The organism is Pseudomonas sp. S06B 330 (assembly GCF_002845275.2).
Taxonomy (GTDB): Bacteria; Pseudomonadota; Gammaproteobacteria; order Pseudomonadales; family Pseudomonadaceae; genus Aquipseudomonas.
This window is the reverse complement of sequence record NZ_CP088149.1, coordinates 4,438,901-4,453,956: the sequence shown is the minus strand read 5'-3', so window position 1 is coordinate 4,453,956 and position 15,056 is coordinate 4,438,901. Positions and strand designations below refer to the sequence as shown.

Annotated in this window: 17 protein-coding genes, 1 tRNA gene and 1 pseudogene; 14 read left to right on the top strand and 5 right to left on the bottom strand. The window is 58.3% G+C overall.

Annotated features, from left to right (window positions below; all coding sequences use genetic code 11):
• The first annotated feature begins 6 nt into the window (after positions 1-6).
• Positions 7-1,065, top strand: coding sequence for a quinolinate synthase NadA (nadA, locus tag CX511_RS19905; RefSeq protein ID WP_045187691.1), 1,059 nt, complete (start codon positions 7-9; stop codon positions 1,063-1,065).
• A 135-nt stretch (positions 1,066-1,200) separates the two neighbouring features.
• Here the strand turns inward: nadA and CX511_RS19900 are convergent, their stop codons facing one another.
• Positions 1,201-2,634 (bottom strand): M48 family metalloprotease, encoded by a 1,434-nt coding sequence (locus tag CX511_RS19900; RefSeq protein WP_045187689.1) that lies wholly within the window; start codon positions 2,632-2,634, stop codon positions 1,201-1,203.
• A gap of 104 nt (positions 2,635-2,738) precedes the next feature.
• On the opposite strand from CX511_RS19900, the gene CX511_RS19895 reads away from it, so the two are divergent.
• Positions 2,739-2,978, top strand: coding sequence for a sulfurtransferase TusA family protein (locus CX511_RS19895; RefSeq protein WP_045187687.1), 240 nt, complete (start codon positions 2,739-2,741; stop codon positions 2,976-2,978).
• 23 nt (positions 2,979-3,001) lie between these two features.
• The gene (locus tag CX511_RS19890) at positions 3,002-4,072 is read left to right on the top strand and encodes an AI-2E family transporter (RefSeq protein ID WP_045187685.1); all 1,071 of its coding nucleotides are present in this window, start codon (positions 3,002-3,004) and stop codon (positions 4,070-4,072) included.
• 120 nt (positions 4,073-4,192) lie between these two features.
• On the opposite strand, the gene CX511_RS19885 is transcribed toward CX511_RS19890, so the two are convergent.
• Positions 4,193-4,666, bottom strand: coding sequence for a peroxiredoxin (locus CX511_RS19885; protein WP_101291915.1), 474 nt, complete (start codon positions 4,664-4,666; stop codon positions 4,193-4,195).
• A gap of 11 nt (positions 4,667-4,677) precedes the next feature.
• Positions 4,678-5,238 carry a glycine cleavage system transcriptional repressor gene (locus tag CX511_RS19880; RefSeq protein WP_045187680.1) on the bottom strand — a complete coding sequence of 187 codons (561 nt, stop codon included), beginning with the start codon at positions 5,236-5,238 and terminating at the stop codon, positions 4,678-4,680.
• Positions 5,239-5,498: 260 nt separating this feature from the next.
• Here CX511_RS19880 and dapA point away from each other — a divergent pair, with 260 nt between their 5' ends.
• From dapA to CX511_RS19850, 6 genes are all read left to right on the top strand, one after another.
• Complete coding sequence (gene dapA / locus CX511_RS19875) at positions 5,499-6,377, top strand: 4-hydroxy-tetrahydrodipicolinate synthase (protein WP_045187678.1); 879 nt, start codon at positions 5,499-5,501, stop codon at positions 6,375-6,377.
• A gap of 17 nt (positions 6,378-6,394) precedes the next feature.
• Positions 6,395-7,510, top strand: a complete 1,116-nt coding sequence (gene bamC, locus CX511_RS19870) for an NlpB/DapX family lipoprotein (RefSeq protein ID WP_045187676.1) — start codon at positions 6,395-6,397, stop codon at positions 7,508-7,510.
• A complete protein-coding gene (locus CX511_RS19865; protein ID WP_101291914.1) occupies positions 7,511-8,269 on the top strand; it encodes an MBL fold metallo-hydrolase in 759 nt (252 codons plus the stop codon).
• Positions 8,270-8,298: 29 nt separating this feature from the next.
• Positions 8,299-9,009 (top strand): phosphoribosylaminoimidazolesuccinocarboxamide synthase, encoded by a 711-nt coding sequence (gene purC, locus CX511_RS19860; protein WP_038613804.1) that lies wholly within the window; start codon positions 8,299-8,301, stop codon positions 9,007-9,009.
• A gap of 93 nt (positions 9,010-9,102) precedes the next feature.
• Positions 9,103-9,192: transfer RNA gene (locus tag CX511_RS19855), tRNA-Ser, on the top strand.
• Between the two features lie 212 nt (positions 9,193-9,404).
• Positions 9,405-10,130 (top strand): hypothetical protein, encoded by a 726-nt coding sequence (locus tag CX511_RS19850; protein WP_101291913.1) that lies wholly within the window; start codon positions 9,405-9,407, stop codon positions 10,128-10,130.
• A gap of 80 nt (positions 10,131-10,210) precedes the next feature.
• Here the strand turns inward: CX511_RS19850 and CX511_RS19845 are convergent, their stop codons facing one another.
• Both CX511_RS19845 and xisR read right to left on the bottom strand, forming a co-directional pair.
• Positions 10,211-11,473 (bottom strand): Arm DNA-binding domain-containing protein, encoded by a 1,263-nt coding sequence (locus CX511_RS19845; protein ID WP_101291912.1) that lies wholly within the window; start codon positions 11,471-11,473, stop codon positions 10,211-10,213.
• Complete coding sequence (gene xisR, locus CX511_RS25785; RefSeq protein ID WP_503636303.1) at positions 11,470-11,658, bottom strand: excisionase family protein; 189 nt, start codon at positions 11,656-11,658, stop codon at positions 11,470-11,472. Before xisR ends, CX511_RS19845 begins: the two co-directional genes overlap by 4 nt.
• 84 nt (positions 11,659-11,742) lie before the next feature.
• Between xisR and CX511_RS19835 the strand changes: the two genes are divergently transcribed.
• The 5 genes and pseudogenes from CX511_RS19835 (at position 11,743) to CX511_RS19815 (ending at position 15,044) form a co-directional block, all read left to right on the top strand.
• Positions 11,743-11,892 carry a hypothetical protein gene (locus CX511_RS19835; RefSeq protein ID WP_158239989.1) on the top strand — a complete coding sequence of 50 codons (150 nt, stop codon included), beginning with the start codon at positions 11,743-11,745 and terminating at the stop codon, positions 11,890-11,892.
• Between the two features lie 224 nt (positions 11,893-12,116).
• A pseudogene (locus CX511_RS19830) lies at positions 12,117-12,266 on the top strand (phage tail sheath family protein); the annotation flags it as partial.
• Positions 12,238-12,705, top strand: a complete 468-nt coding sequence (locus CX511_RS19825; protein ID WP_220639158.1) for a glycoside hydrolase family 19 protein — start codon at positions 12,238-12,240, stop codon at positions 12,703-12,705. The pseudogene CX511_RS19830 and the gene CX511_RS19825, both read left to right, overlap by 29 nt.
• Complete coding sequence (locus CX511_RS19820) at positions 12,702-13,217, top strand: lysis system i-spanin subunit Rz (RefSeq protein ID WP_101292352.1); 516 nt, start codon at positions 12,702-12,704, stop codon at positions 13,215-13,217. The genes CX511_RS19825 and CX511_RS19820 overlap by 4 nt, the downstream gene beginning before the upstream one ends.
• Before the next feature lie 465 nt (positions 13,218-13,682).
• On the top strand, positions 13,683-15,044 hold the full coding sequence (locus tag CX511_RS19815; RefSeq protein ID WP_158239995.1) for a dihydrolipoyl dehydrogenase family protein: 1,362 nt from the start codon (positions 13,683-13,685) through the stop codon (positions 15,042-15,044).
• Positions 15,045-15,056: the final 12 nt, after the last annotated feature.

Sequence of the window (15,056 nt, the reverse complement as noted above, 5' to 3'; positions counted from 1 at the left end):
GCGATCATGACCCAGATTTCCGAACGCCTTTTGGTCCAAGCCCACCTCGATGCCAAGCAGCCCACGCCGCTGACCGCCGAGCAAGAGGCCGATTACCGTGCCGCCATCGCCGCCGAACTCAAGGCGCAGAACGCGGTGCTGGTTGCCCATTACTACTGTGACCCGGTGATCCAGGCGCTGGCCGAGGAAACCGGTGGCTGCGTGTCCGACTCACTGGAAATGGCCCGCTTCGGCAACCAGCACGAAGCCAGCACGGTGATTGTCGCCGGGGTGCGCTTCATGGGTGAGACGGCAAAAATCCTCAACCCGGAAAAGCGCGTGCTGATGCCGACCCTGGAAGCGACCTGTTCGCTTGACCTGGGCTGCCCGGTAGAAGAGTTTTCGGCGTTTTGCGACAAGCACCCGGAGCGCACGGTAGTGGTGTACGCCAACACCTCGGCGGCGGTCAAAGCCCGTGCCGACTGGGTGGTGACCTCCAGCTGCGCACTGGAAATCGTCGAAAGCCTGATGGACAACGGCGAAACCATCATCTGGGGGCCTGACCAGCATCTGGGGCGCTACATCCAGAAGCAGACCGGCGCCGACATGCTGCTGTGGGAAGGTGCTTGCATCGTCCATGAAGAGTTCAAGTCGCGTCAGCTGGCCGATATGAAGGCGCTGTATCCCGATGCCGCGATTCTGGTGCACCCGGAGTCGCCGGAGGCGGTGATCGATCTGGCCGATGCTGTGGGTTCCACCAGTCAGTTGATTGCCGCTGCGCAAACTCTGCCGAACAAAACCTTTATCGTTGCGACCGACCGCGGCATCTTCTACAAGATGCAGCAGTTGTGCCCGGACAAGGTGTTCATTGAGGCCCCTACGGCGGGTAACGGGGCGGCGTGCCGCAGTTGCGCCCATTGCCCGTGGATGGCGATGAATACCCTGGAGCGCACCTTGCAGTGCCTGCGTGAAGGCAGTAACGAGATCTTCGTGGAGCCTGCGCTGATTCCTCAGGCGATCAAGCCGCTCAAGCGTATGCTCGACTTTACTCAGGCCGCGCGGATGAAGCTGTCCGGTAATGCCTGATACCTGGGCTCCGTGATTCGACAGCCCCAACGAGGCGGCACCAACTGGCACCCAGCCGATACCCTCGCCAGCAAGGCAGGCTCCCACAATGGATCAGCAAGCGCTGATCGTGTGGGAGCGGGCTTGCCCGCGATGTCAGCGCATCATCTCTTTAATCATCCGCTGCTGCTCCAGCATTTCACGCTGACGCGCATCGATCTTCGACGCCAGCACAAAGTTGGTGCCGGCACGTTGCTTGGCATAGTCGAGCTGCTGCACCGCCTGGTCATAGTCGCCGACCAGGGCGAAGTACTCGGCACGTGCCTGGTGCAGGCCAATCGTATTGCCGGACAGCCCGCGAACTTCAGCGACGTCGTACCACACGTCTGGATCATCCGGGCGGTTCTTCAGTAGGGCATCCAGGGCTTTTTCAGCTTCCGCCGGACGGTTCTGTTTGAGCAACAGGTCAATCCGCGCTTGCTGCAGCGGGTAGTTCGCCGGGTACAGCGCTCGCATCCGCTCAACCCGCTGCTGGGCATCGGCCAGGCGATTGTTGGTGATCTCCAGGTCGATCTGCGCAAGGTTGTAGGTGATGTCGTTGGGCGCCTTGCTCAGCAACGGCTTGAGGCTGTCCCGCGCCTCATTGAGACGGCCACCCTTGATCTGTGCCAGGGCCAAACCATAACGGGCCGAGTCGAGGCTCGGATCCTCGTCCAGTTGGGCGCGAAAGCGCTTGGCGGCAAGGCCTGGGGTGCCCTCATAGATCAGCGCGACACGGGCGCGGATCAGTTGATAGCGCTTGCTGTCTTCGGTGCCGCCCTTGGGCGCTTGCTCTGCACGGTTACGGGTGTCGGCGATACGCGACTCGGTTACCGGGTGAGTCAACAGGAATTCGGGTGGTTTGGCGTCGTAGCGGTACTGGCGCATCAGGCGCTCGAACATGCTGGGCATGTTGCGCGGATCGTAACCGGCCTTTTCCAGGTTGAGGATGCCGATGCGGTCGGCTTCCTGTTCGTTCTGCCGAGAGAATCGCCGTTGTTCCTGAATGGCTGCTGCTTGGGTACCGGCGATAGCGGCGATACCCGCATCGCCCGCACCGGCGGCAGCGGCAACGATACCGGCGAGCAATGCCGCCATCATTGGCAACTGCATGCGCTGTTGGGCTTCAACGCCGCGAGCAAAGTGGCGTTGCGACAAGTGCGCCAATTCGTGGGCCAGTACCGAGGCGTATTCACCTTCGGTCTGGGCATTGAGAAACAGGCCACCGTTGACCCCGACAATCCCGCCCGGGGCGGCAAAGGCGTTGAGCTCGCGACTGTCGATGAGGATGAATTCCAGGCGCCGGTCCTGTAGCTGGCTGGTTTCGGCCAGGCGATAGACGCTGGTTTCAACATAGTCCTTGAGCTGGGGATCGTTCAGTTGGTTGACATTGCCCCGCAGCAGACTGAGCCAGGCGCGGCCCAACTGATGCTCTTGTTGTGGGGAGACAATGGCAGAACTGGCGTCGCCAAGTGACGGCAGGTCGTCGGCATGGCTTGGCAGCGCCATTAAACAGGCCAGCGTCAGCAGGGTAGGGCGCAGTAAATTCATGCACGAAGCTCTGGTCGACAAAGAGCCTTACTGTAGCTGGCTCACACGTTGGCGACCAGTGGCGGTATTCTACGAGACTTGATCGAATCTGCCTGGAGCCCCTGATGAGCGATACCCCGACGTTTGACGCCGAACTCGACGCCTGCGGTCTGAACTGCCCGCTGCCACTGCTCAAGGCGAAGATGGAGCTCAATCGCCTGGCCAGTGGCGCTGTGCTCAAAGTGCTGGCCACTGATGGCGGATCGCAACGCGACTTTCGCACTTTTGCCAAATTGGCCGGTCATACGCTGTTGCTCGAAACAGCTGAGGACGGTGTCTACACCTACTGGCTGCGCAAAGCCTGAGTTTTTCTCCTTAAGGATCGTCAATGTTCAAGGTGCTTCGCGACTGGATGCAACGCTACTTCTCCAATGAAGAAGCAGTGGTGCTGATGGTTCTGCTGTTTCTGGCCTTCACCGCCGTGCTGACCCTCGGTGGCATGCTGGCGCCAGTGCTGGCCGGTATGGTCCTGGCGTTCCTCATGCAGGGGCTGGTCAACGCCCTGGAGCGCCTGCGGGTGCCGACCCGCTATGCCGTCGGCCTGGTCTTTACCCTGTTCATGGGCGCGCTGGCGGTGTTTCTGCTGGTGTTGGTGCCGTTGCTTTGGCATCAGTTGATTACCTTGCTCAATGAGCTGCCAGGCATGCTCGGCAAATGGCAGTCACTGTTGCTGCTGTTGCCTGAACGTTATCCGCACCTGGTGTCTGACGAGCAAGTGCTGCGGGCGATTGAGGCCATGCGTGGTGAGATTGGCAAATTTGGTCAGTGGGCGTTGACCTTTTCGCTCTCCAGTCTGCCGTTGCTGATGAGCGTCATGATCTACCTGGTACTGGTGCCGATCCTGGTGTTTTTCTTCCTCAAGGACCGTGAACTGATCGCGCGCTGGGTCAGCGGCTATCTGCCACGCGAGCGGGCGCTGATGACCCGGGTCGCCGAGGAAATGAACCGGCAGATCGCCAATTACATTCGTGGCAAAGGCATCGAGATCTTGATTTGTGGCGTGGCGACCTACATCGCCTTTATCACCCTGGGGCTCAACTATGCGGCGCTGCTGGCGTTGCTGGTGGGATTGTCGGTGGTGGTGCCGTATGTCGGCGCCGTGGTGGTCACCGTGCCGGTCACCTTGATCGCGCTGTTCCAGTGGGGTTGGGGTGACCAGTTCATCTATTTGATGGCGGTCTACGCGATCATCCAGGCGCTGGATGGCAACGTCCTGGTGCCGCTGCTGTTCTCTGAGGCGGTGAGCCTGCACCCGGTGGCAATCATCTGTGCAGTGCTGCTGTTTGGTGGGCTATGGGGCTTCTGGGGGATTTTCTTCGCGATCCCATTGGCAACTCTGTTCAAGGCGGTGCTGGATGCCTGGCCGCGCCAGGAACCTGCGGTGGCGCCGCTGCTTTGATGATGAGCAGGGTTGTGGGAGCCAGCCTTGCGGCGATGCAGGCAGCGCGCATCAGCTGACACTGCGCTGAAACCATCGCCGCAAGGCCGGCTCCCACTACGGTGTTCAAGGCCGTGGGGCTTAGGCCTTGTTCAGTGCCTGTGCTTCAGCCAAAACGGCATCCACATGCCCAGGCACCTTCACGCCACGCCATTGCTTGCGCAGCACACCGTTCTTGTCGATCAGGAACGTGCTGCGATCAACGCCCAGGTATTCCTTGCCGTACAGCTTCTTCAGTTTGATCACGTCGAACAGCTGGCACAGGGCTTCATCCTTGTCGCTGATCAGTTCAAACGGGAATGCCTGCTTGGCTTTGAAGTTCTCGTGGGATTTGATCCCGTCACGAGACACGCCAAACACCTCGGTATTGGCTGCTTGGAAGGCCGCATACTGATCACGAAAGCCCTGGCCTTCAGTGGTGCAGCCGGGGGTGCTGTCCTTGGGGTAGAAGTAGAGCACCACTTGCTTACCCGCAAGGTCTGCCAGGCTGATGCTTTGGCCACTGGTGGCCTGGGCCTGGAAATCGGCGACGGGTTGGTCGAGTTCAACGGCCATGGAATGCTTCCTTACAGTGGGTTCTGTGGGCGCCAAGGTTCAATCAGCGCATCCAGGTTCAGGGCGTCGGAGAAGTCCAGGAACTGGTCGCGCAGCCAGCTGATCTGGGTGCCGGCCGGCAGGGTCACGGTGAACGTGGCGTTGAGCATGGTGCCGCCGGTCTGTGGCGCCTGGTAGGTGTCGCAGGTCAGGTTCTCCAGTTCGACATGGTGGTCGATGAAGAACTGACACAGCTCATTGATGATGTCCGGCCGATAGGCGGCGCTGACATAGGCCACGTACGGCAGGGCCAGTGGGCGCACTTCAAGTTCGGCGCTACGCACCACATTCACGGTGAAGGTGTGCTTCTTGGCCAGACCCGGCAGGGCGCCTTCAAAGCGCGCCAAGGCGTCCCAGCTACCGGCAACCTGGAGGACCAGCGCACTGCACTCGCCGTGGCGGGTCAGGCGCGAGGTGACGACCGAGCAGCGATTGTCGTTACTGGCTCGGCACAGGATGTTGGTCAGTTCCATGGGATTGGCACCCAAAGCACTGATGACAAGGAATTGTTCGCGAACGGTGGGGGTGGACATGCAGCATTCCTAAAGCGATGAGCGGTCGGTACCCGACAGGTCAGAATGGCGGGAAGGCGTGGTCCCGGGGCTCAGGATCGAGGCTTTGGGCACTGCCTGCGCAGGTTGTCGGCAGCCCGGCGGGCCGCTGTGTACCGATCAAAGAGAGAAGGGTAGCGAAAATGGCCGCTGAGGGGAATGCTCCAGCCGCCTGCTTCGCTTGTGCAAGGCCGATGGCGCCAGTACCATTACCGCTCTCTTTTTCCGGCAGGAGCAGTTTCATGATTGCGGGCAGTATGGTGGCATTGGTCACACCCATGGATGCACAAGGGCGTCTTGATTGGGACAGCCTCAGCAAACTCGTGGACTTCCACCTGGAAAACGGCACCCATGCCATCGTTGCCGTCGGTACCACCGGCGAGTCGGCGACCCTGGATGTCAATGAGCACATTGAAGTCATCAAGGCCGTGGTTAAGCAGGTCAATGGCCGTATCCCGGTGATCGCCGGTACCGGTGCCAACTCCACCAGCGAAGCGGTGCACCTGACCCAGAACGCCAAGGATGCCGGTGCTGATGCCTGCCTGCTGGTTGTCCCGTACTACAACAAGCCGACTCAGGAAGGTCTGTACCAGCACTTCAAGCACATTGCCGAAGCCGTCGACATCCCGCAGATCCTCTACAACGTACCCGGCCGCACCTCCTGCGACATGCAGGCCGAGACCGTGATTCGCCTGTCGAGCGTGCCGAACATCATCGGCATCAAGGAAGCCACCGGCGACCTGAAGCGCGCCAAGGCCATTCTCGATGGTGTGAGCGATGACTTCATCGTGCTCTCCGGCGATGATCCGACTGCAGTCGAGCTGATCCTGCTCGGCGGCAAAGGCAACATTTCCGTGACCGCCAACGTTGCCCCGCGGGAAATGGCTGATCTCTGTGAGGCCGCGCTCGAAGGCAATGCCGAGAAAGCCCGCGCCATCAACGAAAAATTAATGCCTCTGCACAAGGACCTGTTCATCGAAGCCAACCCGATTCCGGTGAAGTGGGCTTTGGTCGAAATGGGCCTGATGCACAAAGGCATCCGCTTGCCGCTGACCTGGCTGAGCGAATCCTGTCACGATACGGTACGCCAGGCGATGCGCCAGTGCGGCCTGAAGTTTTAATTGAGGACGTACACCGCATGAAGCGATTGGCTGGTCTTTCCGCCCTTGCCTTGATCATTTCCAGCACCAGTGGTTGTGGCTGGCTCTGGGGCGAAGAGGGTTACTTCCGTGACCGTGGCAGCGATTATCTGGAGGCCACTCAGAAGGCACCGATGCAACTGCCACCTGACGTCAGCAGTGCCAAACGCCTGGATCCGCTGCTGCCGATCCCGCGCAACGTCGCTGACGATAACGTCAAGGGTGAGTTCGAGGTGCCACGGCCATTGCCGTTGAACGCGGCAGCCGACATCAGTGATTTCAGCCTGCAGAAGAGCGGCAGTTCCCGTTGGGTCCTGGCCCAGCGTGCGCCTGCCGAAGTCTGGCCGGTCGCTCGGCAGTTCTTTGAAGACAACGGTTTCCGCATCGCCGAAGAGCGCCCACAGACCGGTGAGTTCAACACCACCTGGCAGCGTTTTGACGAGCTTTCCGGGGCGATGGCCGGTCGTCTGGCCAGTGCGTCGAGCAGCCGCGACAACGAAGTGCGTACCCGCATTCGTATTGAGCCGGGCGTGCAGCGCAACACCAGTGAGGTTTACATCGTCAGTGTCGAGCGTCCCGCCGGCAGTACTGCCGAGCCTGATTTCCCGGCCCGTTCGGAAAACACCGGTGTCGATGCCATGCTGGTCGATGAAATGCTCGCCAGCATGACCCGCAGCGCCGAGAAGGGCGGTTCGGTATCATTGCTCGCCGCGCGTGACTTCGATGCCCCGAGTCGTGTCAGCCTGAGCGAAGACGGCAGCGGCAACCCGGTGCTGAACATGGGTGCTGACCTTGATCGTGCCTGGTCCAGTGTTGGCCGTGCCCTGGAACAGGGCGAATGGCGCGTTGAAGACATCAACCGCAGCCTGGGCCTGTACTACATCAACCTGGCTGAAACCGCCGAGGCCAAAGACCAGGAGCCTGGTTTCTTCAGCAAGCTGTTCGGCAGCGCGCCGAGCAAGGAAGAGCGTGAAGCCCGTGCCGAGCGTTACCAGGTTCGCCTGAGCAAGGTCGGTGATAGCGTTCAGGTTACCGTCGAGAAGAACATCAACACTGTGGCCCCGACTGATGTCGCCCGCCGCGTGCTGAGCGCGATTCAGGACAACCTGGGTTAAGTGCGCTTCGCCGTACTTGGAAGTGGAAGCCAGGGAAATGGCACGCTGATCGCCAGTGGCAACACCCTTGTCTTGGTCGATTGCGGCTTTTCCCTGCGTGAAACCGAGCGGCGCCTGGCGCTGCTCGGCGTTTCTGCCCAGCAGTTGAGTGCTGTGCTGGTCACCCACGAACATGCCGATCACGTGCATGGGGTGGGGTTGCTGGCGCGGCGCTACAATGTACCGGTCTACCTCAGCCGCGGCACGTTGCGTGGCATGCGTAAGCCGGTCGAGGCAGCGGGTTTTCTGGCGGCAAATGAGCACCTGCAAATCGGTGGATTAAGCATCCGCGCCGTAGGCGTAACCCACGACGCGCTTGAGCCATTGCAGTACGTGTTTGACAACGGAAGCCGGCGTTTCGGCGTGCTGACCGACCTTGGCTCCTACGACGCAGCTCTGCTGGAAAGCTATCAAGGCCTGGATGCCTTGCTGATCGAGGCCAACCATTGCCGCGACCTGCTCGGACGCGGGCCTTACCCGATGTTTCTCAAGCAACGGGTGGGTGGCGACTACGGACATTTGAACAACCATCAGGCCGCGCGCCTGGTGTCGGAGCTGGACTGGCAGAACCTGCAACATCTGGTGCTGGCCCATCTCAGTAGCAAGAACAACCAGCCACAGCTGGCCCGGCAATGTTTCGTCGACACCCTCGGGTGCGACCCGGACTGGCTGCAAGTGGCCAACCAGGATTGCGGGCTCGACTGGCGCGAAATCGCCTAGCCCATCTTATTTAGCAAGCGGAGCCCATCATGGAAAAACGTGAAGAACTCTACCGCGGCAAAGCCAAGTCGGTTTACAAGACCGACGACGCTGACCGCTTGATCCTGCTGTTTCGCAACGACACCTCGGCGTTCGACGGTAAGCGTATCGAACAGCTCGACCGCAAAGGCATGGTGAACAACAAGTTCAACGCCTTCATCATGCAAAAGCTTGAAGAAGCCGGCATCCCTACTCAGTTCGACAAGCTGCTGGGCGACAACGAGTGCCTGGTCAAGAAGCTCGACATGATCCCGGTTGAATGCGTCGTGCGTAACTACGCTGCCGGCAGCCTGGTCAAGCGTCTGGGCGTGGAAGAGGGCATCAAGCTTGAGCCGTCGACCTTCGAGCTGTTTCTCAAGAACGACGAGAAGGGTGACCCGTTCATCAACGAATCCCACGTGGTTGCCTTTGGCTGGGGCACCGCCGAGCAGTTGGTGAAGATGAAAGCCCTGTCGCTCAAGGTCAACGAAGTGCTGAACAAGCTCTTCGACGACGCAGGCCTGCTGCTGGTCGACTTCAAGCTGGAGTTCGGCGTATTCCACGGCGAGATCGTCCTCGGTGACGAGTTCAGCCCGGACGGCTGCCGCCTGTGGGACAAAGAAACCCGCAAGAAGATGGACAAGGACCGCTTCCGCCAGGGTCTGGGCGACGTCATTGAAGCCTACGAAGAAGTTGCCAAACGCCTGGGCGTGCCGCTGTAAGCGGCAAGTTCACGCAAGCGCCTGATACCACGCGAATTTTTTTCGCAAACAGGCTTTGCCTTTGGGCAAACTGCTGGTATCATGCGCGCCACTGGAGAGATGCCGGAGTGGCCGAACGGGACGGATTCGAAATCCGTTGTACTGGCAACAGTACCTAGGGTTCAAATCCCTATCTCTCCGCCATATGCGAAATAGACGAAGCCCCCGAAAACGTTGACGTTCTCGGGGGCTTTGTCGTTCAGGTGTTTCGAGCTAGGGCGTTTTTAGGGCAATTAACCGGACTAATAGGCCGCGTTAGGTCGCCTCAGACCATCTGATTGGGGTGGAAAATAGCGCTTGATATCGTTATGGAATGACGTAGAATTTCGCGAATTTTTTCGGGAAACGGAACTCCGATGACAACGAATGTCTACGATAAGGGCGCGCTGAAGGCTGGTACGGATTCTCGCTGGTCTTTCAATACCGACTATGCTGTGTTTTACGTCGATGACAGCGGCTTTGAGAAGATTGTTGACACCGAGCACGCCGTTTTCCTTTTTGCTGGCGACTCTCAGGTCATTCAAGCTTGGAAAGAGTTCCTTTTCGACGACAGCATCAAGGATGATCCAGGCTTGTCCGGTATCGCAATGCTGATGGTTGACAAGTCTGATGGCAGCGTGATATTGGAATACGGACAGGATATCCAATACCCCGACGCAACTGGCGCAATGGTCGCTAGCTTTGCTGGTTCGGGCGCGAGACACGCAGCAGGTTGCTGGATTCGTAACAGTTGCGCTGTAAAGTCGGTGGACACAGCTAAGCTGATGGACCCATACAGCGGCGGCGAAACAAAATTTTTTGAACTGGCTACAAAGACGGGCAATCTTACTCAAGACGTTGGCCTGAAAGGCCTGAACGTAGCCTTCATGGAGAGGGGAATGGTAATGTACTTGACAAGCGGGCAGAATCCAGTGTCGATCGGAGAAGCGGCGGTCAACGATGATCGCGTGAAAAACGTCGTGGACCAGGTTGCTCAGGGCGCCGTAGCGCTAAGCGCGCCTTGCGACGCTCAGTACATGCAGCCGACTGCCGCTGACAAGGAGCGACTGAGAAGTGCTCTCGGTCGTATTATGCAGCGCTGAGGTTTATTCAGCGTAGCGCCCGAAGCCCCCGGAGTCCGGGGGCTTCGTCGTTTCTGGGGCATGTTACGGGCAGGTCGGTGTTAGTTCTCTTTTAACTCGGGATTCAGTCCTCCCCCGAATCCCATCATCTTTGAAACAATCTCCGCCATACTCTTGGTGTCTTTTGAGACCCACCTGCCATAGTGTTTGCGCACCATTGTTGTGTCGCTATGTCCCAGTTGGCGGGCTACCCACTCAATTGGTACATAGCTCGACAGTGCCTGACTCGCGAATGTGTGGCGTGCCTGGTTTGCTCCCCGATGACGGATGCCTGCTTTTTCAAGGTGAGCGGTGAACCAGTTGCTGACGGTCTTACCGTTCCACAGCAGGCCGCTTGATGAGCTGCGGAACAGGAAGCGCACGCGCTCATGCTTCTTGGTGATGTTGTCCCGCTGGACGACAGTGATGTGCGTCGGCTCAGTCAATGCCGCTTCGCCCACGATGGCGGTCATCAGTTCTAGGGCCGGTGTAATCAGCTCTACAGTGCGGATTCGTGCGCGCTCCTTAGGTACCTTGAACTCTCCAGTGACCAGAGCTCGGCGGATGGTGATGGTGCCGGCCACCAGGTCGACATCCTCGACTGCCGTCGCGATCAGCTCGGACAGAGACAGACCGGCCCAGCAGTTGAAGACGATCATCCGACTGTCTGGCGTGCGCTCAGGGTCTGCCTCTGCAACACGATCTATTTCGCTGCGGGTGAATGGATCGGCAAACTCAACGTCGGCATCAGACTGAATGTTCTCGATACGCGCCATAGGATCGGATTTTATGATCTCGTCGCTGAATGCGTCCGCCCATACCCCGCGCACGATAGTGAAGATGTCATTAACCGTTTTGGGGCTCAGCCCTGAAGTCAGTAGTTCTGCTTGGAATAATTCAATGTCGCTCTTTGAAATGCTTGATATGGTACGGTCGCCAAATTTTTTTATTACATGCTTTGACTTGCTTTTATAGTTAATGAATGTGCTGTTGGCACGTCTGACTTTTTGAACATCCAGCCACCGTTTTATGCCTTCTGCAACTGTGCGTTTCTCAGGTTGTACCTGTTCTTCAATGCGTGCCTTGAGCCAGCTTGAGTCGGGGAAGTGGGCCGCATAATCAAAGCGGCCCTCCCGGATTTCGGCAAGAATTGTCCTGCGCTTGTTATCCGCATATGCGATTGCCGCTTTGTTTATCTTGGCGACATTGCGCAGGGGCTCTCGCCGCCGTTGGCCTTCGTACATGAAGGCGACCCGTAGTTGGTTGCCGTTGATGTCGACGCCCGGGGGCAGCGCATCGACACCTGGTGGCAGCTTCGCTGTCATGGATGACCCGCCATCCATCTTTCAATCTCAACCCGGTTGTAAACAATGACGTTGGCTGGATCGACACGCCATTGCTTTTCCTCCAGCCAGATACCACGGTCTCGATATTTTCGTACTGCCTCGGTGCTCAGTCCAAATACAGGGAAAAGCAGCTCTTTACGTATCCATGTAGAAGGGGTAATCAAGAGTTGCAGTTTTCTCGGCTGGCCACTGGTTGGCCGGTGGCTATGGCAGTCGACTCGGGCAACCTGGTCAAGGTGACAAACGCAATGCGTGCCGCGTACCCGGGCGTACCGATCGTGGTAGCGGGTGATGATGACCCGAGCGCACCTGGTAACCCGGGGCGCACCAAGGCTGAAGCCGCCGCTCTCGAAGTCGGCGGTATTGCCGCGTTTCCGAATTTTGGGGAGGCTGCTTGATGTCCAGGGATTGGAATGATTTGCACATCGAGCAAGGTCTTGATGTGGTGCGTGGGCAGCTTGAGGCTGTGGCGCAACTGGTGGTACCAAACCAATGTGTTGACCTTCCCCACACCCCATCCCTGGCAGAGCCCGCTGATGCTGGCGGGGCTCCTGCTCCAGAGGGGGGCGGGGGGAGTGGCTGGACGGCAGAGCGGATCTTTCAGCGGTTTGCCTTGGTAGAGGGTAAGGCGGTGATTGTTGCCTGCGGCGTGGCCAAGCTTGAGGACGCTGCCGAGCAAACCTCGGCCATCATCGGCGGCGTCTTGGCCGACGGAACCCGTACCGGCCTGCAGGCGCTGCTCGATGGTAAAAGCCGTTTCAACGCCCACCCGTCTGCGCATGGCTGCTTTCATCGCCCAGATCGGTCATGAGTCCGGCCAGTTCCGTTATGTCCGCGAGCTGGGTGGGGATGCCTACCTGGCCAAGTACGACACCGGCAAACTTGCCCAGCGCCTGGGCAACACCCCCGAGGCTGATGGCGACGGGCAAAAGTATCGCGGTCGGGGGCTGATTCAAGTAACCGGGCGGGCTAACTATGAGGCCTGCAGTGAGGCTTTGTTCGGCGACAGCCGATTGCTTGCCACCCCTGAACTGCTGGAGCAGCCGGTGTATGCCTCGATGTCGGCGGGTTGGTTCTGGCATCGCGCCGGTCTGAACACCCTGGCCGATAAGGGCGACTTCCTCACCATCACCAAACGTATCAATGGCGGTACCAATGGCCTGGAGGATCGCGAGGCGCTTTATAAACTAGCGCTTGAGGTGCTGCAGTGAGCGCTCAAGGCTGGCGGTTGGCGGTCGTTGCACTGCTGCTCGGTGTATACGTCGGCGCCCGAGGCGCCTGGGCATGGCAGGCCAACCACTACCAAAAGGAACTCGCCGACCAGTCCAGCGCCTACCAGACGGAGCGAGAGCTTGCCGCCACGGCGGTGATCGATTGGCAGGAGAGCGAGCAGACCCAGCGCCGAGCGCTGGAGGATCGCCTGCAGGCGAATGATCAGACCCACTATCAGGAATTACGCGATGCCCAACAGACTCAAGCCCGCTTGCGTGACCGCCTTGCTACTGCTGATCTCCGGCTGTCAGTCCTACTCGACAGTACCGCCACGTGTAGTGGCAGTGGGCTGCCAGCCACCACCGGCAGCGGCGGCGTGGTTCATGGTGCCGTACGAGCCCAACTTGACCCAGCGCATGCTCGACGAATTATCAGCATCACCGACCATGGCGACCAAGGATTGATTGCCCTAAAGGCCTGTCAGGCCTACGTGCGAGCAATCACACGCTGAGTTGAAAAGGAGCGGGCCGAGTGGATGCGTCAACATCCGTTCGGCCCACCGAACCCGCAGACCCTTCCTGCAAGTCCAGCCGAGGCTCCTGCTCCGTGCACAAAGCGCGGCGAACAAGGCCCAACCCATCACTCGGCGCCTACAAAGATCCAGCATGACAGCTAGGCAATTCCGTGGCCCCTGGGCCCAGACATGGGTGATGTTGGTATCTCACATCTGGCTAGGCGCCGGAGCATCTAATTCCCGATTCAAGATGTTCCGGGTATCGAGTCGCTCTCCTGCCGCTCAGTTACCTAATTTTCCTAGTCCACAGACAAGCGAAAGGTTTTTGTTGCTTGCAGAACTTTCGGAAGGTAACCTACCATTGGTAACTTACTAAAGGTAACTTTGCGAAGCTCCTTCTTCATGCTCGTCCTCGACAAGGCAAGAACAACCTCCACACTCGCTCTACAGAAGGAAATAACAATGCAAAAGTACGATTTGGCGATCATCGGTGCCGGAGCCGGTGGGCTGAACGCGGCCCTGAGCGCTGCCGCCGTAGGCAAGCGTGTCATCCTCATTGAAAAGCACAATCCTGGCGGAGAGTGCACATGGGCTGGGTGCATACCCAGCAAGGCGCTCATCCAGATTGCTAAAGATGTGAAGGTGGCACAGCGGTTCGGTCACGTCAGCGTGGATAGCGCTGCAATCATGGGCAAGGTAAGAGCGCTCATCGAACAAGCCCATCAAGCGGAAACCGTTCCGTTGCTGGAAAGTGCCGGTATCGAATACTTGTGTGGGACTGCACAATTCACCGGTCTTCACACGCTAGATGTAGATGGGCAGACTGTGCATGCTGAGCACATTGTGATCGCCACAGGTTCATCCCCTATCGTGCCCGATATATGTGGTCTAGATACTGTTTCGTATCTCACTAATGAGAACGTCTTTCAGCTTGAATCGCTGCCGAAAAGTTTGATTATCCTAGGAGCCGGTGCGATCGGGGTCGAGCTATCCCAAGCAATGCAGCGCCTAGGCGTCAAGGTCAAGCTTGTGGATCGCGCCGCATCAGTACTCCCTCGCGAGGAGCACGAGTTTGCTGCGGCGGTGCAGCAGTTGCTAACAGAGGAAGGCGTAGAAGTCTATACAAATTGTGCGGTAGAGCACGTTCAGCAGCATGGGTCTGAAGTCATATTGACTGTGACGCATGGGGAGCAAACGGATGAAATTCGCGGAGAGGCTCTCCTGCTCGCTTTGGGCAGAAAACCTAACACTGCTACGATCAATTTGAATGTGATAGGTGTTGATTACGATGGCAAGGGAATCAAGGTCAATGAATTCTGCGAAACAACGGCGCAACGGACTTACGCAGTTGGTGATGTGGTCGGCCCATATCTTTTTTCGCATACAGCTGGCTACCAAGCACGCGGCCTGATCCGTAACCTCTTTGGAAGCGGCAAAAAAAAACCTATTGATCTTGGTGGGGTGGCTTGGTGTACGTTTACCGAGCCTGAATTGGCGCATTGCGGCTTAATGGAGGCGGACGCGCGACTCATGTATGGAGATAACATAACGGTATTCGTCACACAGTATTCGGAGCTTGATCGCGCAGTAGTTGACCAGAAAACCGTTGGGATGGCTAAGGTTATATGCGATGCAAAGGGGGAGATTTTGGGCGCCAGTATTCTGGGCGAGCGTGCCTGTGAACTGCTGGGCGAACTGCAGGTCATGAAGCAACAGCGCATCCCTTTCCAGAAGCTACAGGAAGTTATTCATCCGTACCCAGGGTATAGCGAAATTTTGCTGTATATGAGTTTGGATGCTTATGGACATTACAATAATGTCTGAACATTTCATGGC

Coding starts and splice junctions, on each gene's coding strand:
- nadA (WP_045187691.1), top strand. CDS start 7: ATGACCCAGATTTCCGAACGCCTTTTGGTCCAAGCCCACCTCGATGCC.
- CX511_RS19900 (WP_045187689.1), bottom strand. CDS start 2,634: ATGAATTTACTGCGCCCTACCCTGCTGACGCTGGCCTGTTTAATGGCG.
- CX511_RS19895 (WP_045187687.1), top strand. CDS start 2,739: ATGAGCGATACCCCGACGTTTGACGCCGAACTCGACGCCTGCGGTCTG.
- CX511_RS19890 (WP_045187685.1), top strand. CDS start 3,002: ATGTTCAAGGTGCTTCGCGACTGGATGCAACGCTACTTCTCCAATGAA.
- CX511_RS19885 (WP_101291915.1), bottom strand. CDS start 4,666: ATGGCCGTTGAACTCGACCAACCCGTCGCCGATTTCCAGGCCCAGGCC.
- CX511_RS19880 (WP_045187680.1), bottom strand. CDS start 5,238: ATGTCCACCCCCACCGTTCGCGAACAATTCCTTGTCATCAGTGCTTTG.
- dapA (WP_045187678.1), top strand. CDS start 5,499: ATGATTGCGGGCAGTATGGTGGCATTGGTCACACCCATGGATGCACAA.
- bamC (WP_045187676.1), top strand. CDS start 6,395: ATGAAGCGATTGGCTGGTCTTTCCGCCCTTGCCTTGATCATTTCCAGC.
- purC (WP_038613804.1), top strand. CDS start 8,299: ATGGAAAAACGTGAAGAACTCTACCGCGGCAAAGCCAAGTCGGTTTAC.
- CX511_RS19850 (WP_101291913.1), top strand. CDS start 9,405: ATGACAACGAATGTCTACGATAAGGGCGCGCTGAAGGCTGGTACGGAT.
- CX511_RS19845 (WP_101291912.1), bottom strand. CDS start 11,473: ATGACAGCGAAGCTGCCACCAGGTGTCGATGCGCTGCCCCCGGGCGTC.
- CX511_RS19835 (WP_158239989.1), top strand. CDS start 11,743: ATGCGTGCCGCGTACCCGGGCGTACCGATCGTGGTAGCGGGTGATGAT.
- CX511_RS19825 (WP_220639158.1), top strand. CDS start 12,238: ATGGTAAAAGCCGTTTCAACGCCCACCCGTCTGCGCATGGCTGCTTTC.
- CX511_RS19815 (WP_158239995.1), top strand. CDS start 13,683: ATGCAAAAGTACGATTTGGCGATCATCGGTGCCGGAGCCGGTGGGCTG.